The organism is Rhizobacter sp. P3_B12, from assembly GCF_056402895.1.
Map to the genome: position 1 here is coordinate 1 of NZ_JBFUGN010000839.1, position 2,739 is coordinate 2,739.

Consider the following 2,739-nt stretch of genomic DNA (forward strand, 5'->3'; position numbering starts at 1 on the left):
GCGCCGCGACAGCCCGTCGCGCGACAGCGCCGACGCACGCGCCCACCGCTCGAAGATCGCCGGGTGCTCCGGGTGGCGGGCCCGGTTGTCGTATTGACGGTCGAGGCGGTCGGGGTCGAATCGGACCATGCAGTCTCCGCGGTGCCGGCACAGGGGCGCCGGATGGGGGCGTTTCTAACCCGCCCGCCGCCGCAGGGCAAGCCGCGCAGGTCACCGATCGAAACCGATGCAGCCCCCGCGCCACGGCAGAATGCGCCATCGCTACGAGGCCCGCATGCACGCACGCTCCCACCGCCCTTCCCGCGGATTCACGCTGATCGAGCTGATGGTCGTGGTGGCCGTCATCGCCATCCTCGCCACACTGGCAGTGCCCAACATGCAGGGCCGGCTGGTGCGCGGGCAACTGGTCGATGCGGTCAAGCTGGCCGACATCGCCAAGGCGCCGGTGGCCGCCGCCTGGGCCACCACCAAGACGCTGCCGCTGGACAACGCCGCCGCCGGGCTGCCGGCGAGCGACAAGATCGTCAGCACGCTGGTGAGTTCGGTGGCGGTCGAATCGGGCGCGATCCAGATCACCTTCGGCAACCAGGCCAACGGCGCGATCCGCGGCAAGACGCTGACGCTGCGCCCGGCCGTCGTCGAGGACGCCCCGGTCGTGCCGGTCTCGTGGGTCTGCGGCCATGCGCCGGTGCCGGCCAAGATGACGGTCAAGGGCCTCGACAAGACCGATGTGCCGACCAACTTCCTGCCGGTGAACTGCCGCTGAGCGCGGGCCTCGAACCCTGGCACGAAGATCGCTTTATTGAGCTTGCCTGGCCGGAAAACCCGCGCCAGGCGGTCGTTCCCGCGGTTTCGGGGCGATCCGGAAACATGGAGTTCACATGATTGACAAACAACGTCACCGTTCCCCGGCCCCGCACGGCTTCCTGCCGAACTGGGTGCTGGTCGTGCTCGCGACCGGCGCGATGGCCCTGGTGGGCTTCGCCCACTCTTTCGTCTAGTCACCCGGGGTTGGGCAGCCGCGCTGTGCGGGCTGCCGGCGGATAGACTGCGCGAGGCCGCACCGGCCGCTCGCACCGTCACCCCGCCCCCATGTACGCGCCATTCTTCGGGCTCAAGCAGGAGCCCTTCTCGATCGCCCCGGATCCGCGCTACCTGTTCATGAGCGAGCGGCACCGCGAGGCGCTCGCCCACCTGCTGTACGGTGTGCGCGGCGGCGGCGGCTTCGTGCTGCTGACCGGCGAGATCGGGGCCGGCAAGACCACCGTCTGCCGCTGCTTCCTCGAGCAGATCCCCAAGCGCTGCAACGTCGCCTACATCTTCAATCCGAAGCTGACGGTCCTCGAGCTGCTGAAGACGGTGTGCGAGGAATTCCGCATCCCGTACCAGCACCAGGGCGCGGGCGCGCCGACCGTCAAGGACTACCTCGACCCGCTGAACGACTTCCTGCTGCGCACGCACGCGATCGGCCTGAACAACGTGCTGATCATCGACGAGGCGCAGAACCTGTCGCCCGACGTGCTGGAGCAGCTGCGCCTGCTGACCAACCTCGAGACCACCGAGCGCAAGCTGCTGCAGATCATCCTGATCGGCCAGCCGGAGCTGCGCGACATGCTGGCGCGGCCGCAGCTCGAGCAGCTTGCGCAGCGCGTGATCGCCCGCTACCACCTGAAGGCGCTGAGCGAGAAGGAAACCTCGCAGTACATCCGCCACCGCATGGCCGTGGCCGGCATGCGCACCGCGCTGCCCTTCGACCGGCCGGCGCGCCACCGCATCTTCCAGCTCTCGCGCGGCGTGCCGCGACGCATCAACCTGCTGTGCGACCGCGCGCTGCTGGGCGCCTACGGGCAGGGCCAGCCGCGGGTCGACGAAGGCATCGTCGAGAAGGCGGCGGCCGAGGTGTTCGGCTCGGCGCACGACGACGACGCGACGCTGCCGGCCGCCTCGCGCTTCGCGCACGCGGGGCGCTGGGGGCTGGGTGCGGCCGGCGCCGCGGCGCTGCTGGGCATGGTGGCATGGGCGGTCGACGGGCGGCTCGGTCGGCCTTTCGGCGGCAACCCGGACGCGCAGGCGTCGCAGTTTCCGGCATCGGCAGCCAGTTCACCCGACAAGGCTCGGCCCTCGGTGGCCGCCGCATCGGCCGCGACCCCGGCCGCGCCGCCGGCCAGCGCGGTGTCCCTCGACCTGCGCGACGGCCTGAAGACCGCCTGGCGCACCGAGAAAGAGGCCTGGCGCGAGCTGGCCCCGGCCTGGAAGCTCGCCGCCGACCTGGCCGACCCCTGCGCCAGCGCGCAGCAACAGAACCTGCTGTGCTTCCGCACGGTGGCGACGCTGGCGCTGATCCGCCAGCTGAGCCGGCCGGGCATCCTGCTGCTGCGCGACGACGCCGGCCAATCGGTGTTCGTGCTGCTGACCGGCCTCACGCCGCAGACCGCCACGCTGCGCGCCGGCGGTGTCTCGCAGACGGTGTCGCTGCTGTCGCTGGCCAAGGTGTGGCGCGGCGACTTCGCCACCTTCTGGCGCGCCCCCGCGGGCTACCAGTCGGCGTTGAACGAAGGCCACAGCGGGCCGGCGGTCGATGCGCTGGCCGGGCTGGTCGCGCGTGCCGACGGTGCGAGCGCACCAGCCACCGCGCAGCCGTTCAACGCGGCACTGAAGGCGCGCCTCGCGAGCTTCCAGGTGGCCTGGGGCCTGACCGCCGACGGCGTGGCCGGCCCGACCACCTTCATGCAGCTCAAC

2 protein-coding genes are annotated in these 2,739 nt (G+C 71.3%); both read left to right on the top strand.

Features of this window, described 5'->3' with window-relative positions; genetic code table 11:
* Nucleotides 1-274 precede the first annotated feature (274 nt).
* Entirely contained in the window at nucleotides 275-766 is a 492-nt protein-coding gene (locus AC1D01_RS28840; RefSeq protein WP_477872528.1) for a pilin, read from the top strand.
* A 326-nt stretch (nucleotides 767-1,092) separates the two neighbouring features.
* A partial coding sequence (locus AC1D01_RS28845) for an ExeA family protein (protein ID WP_477872530.1) occupies nucleotides 1,093-2,739 on the top strand: 1,647 nt, incomplete at its 3' end.

Excerpts from the sequence above, each read along its gene's own strand:
- AC1D01_RS28840 (WP_477872528.1), top strand. The coding sequence starts at position 275 with ATGCACGCACGCTCCCACCGCCCTTCCCGCGGATTCACGCTGATCGAG.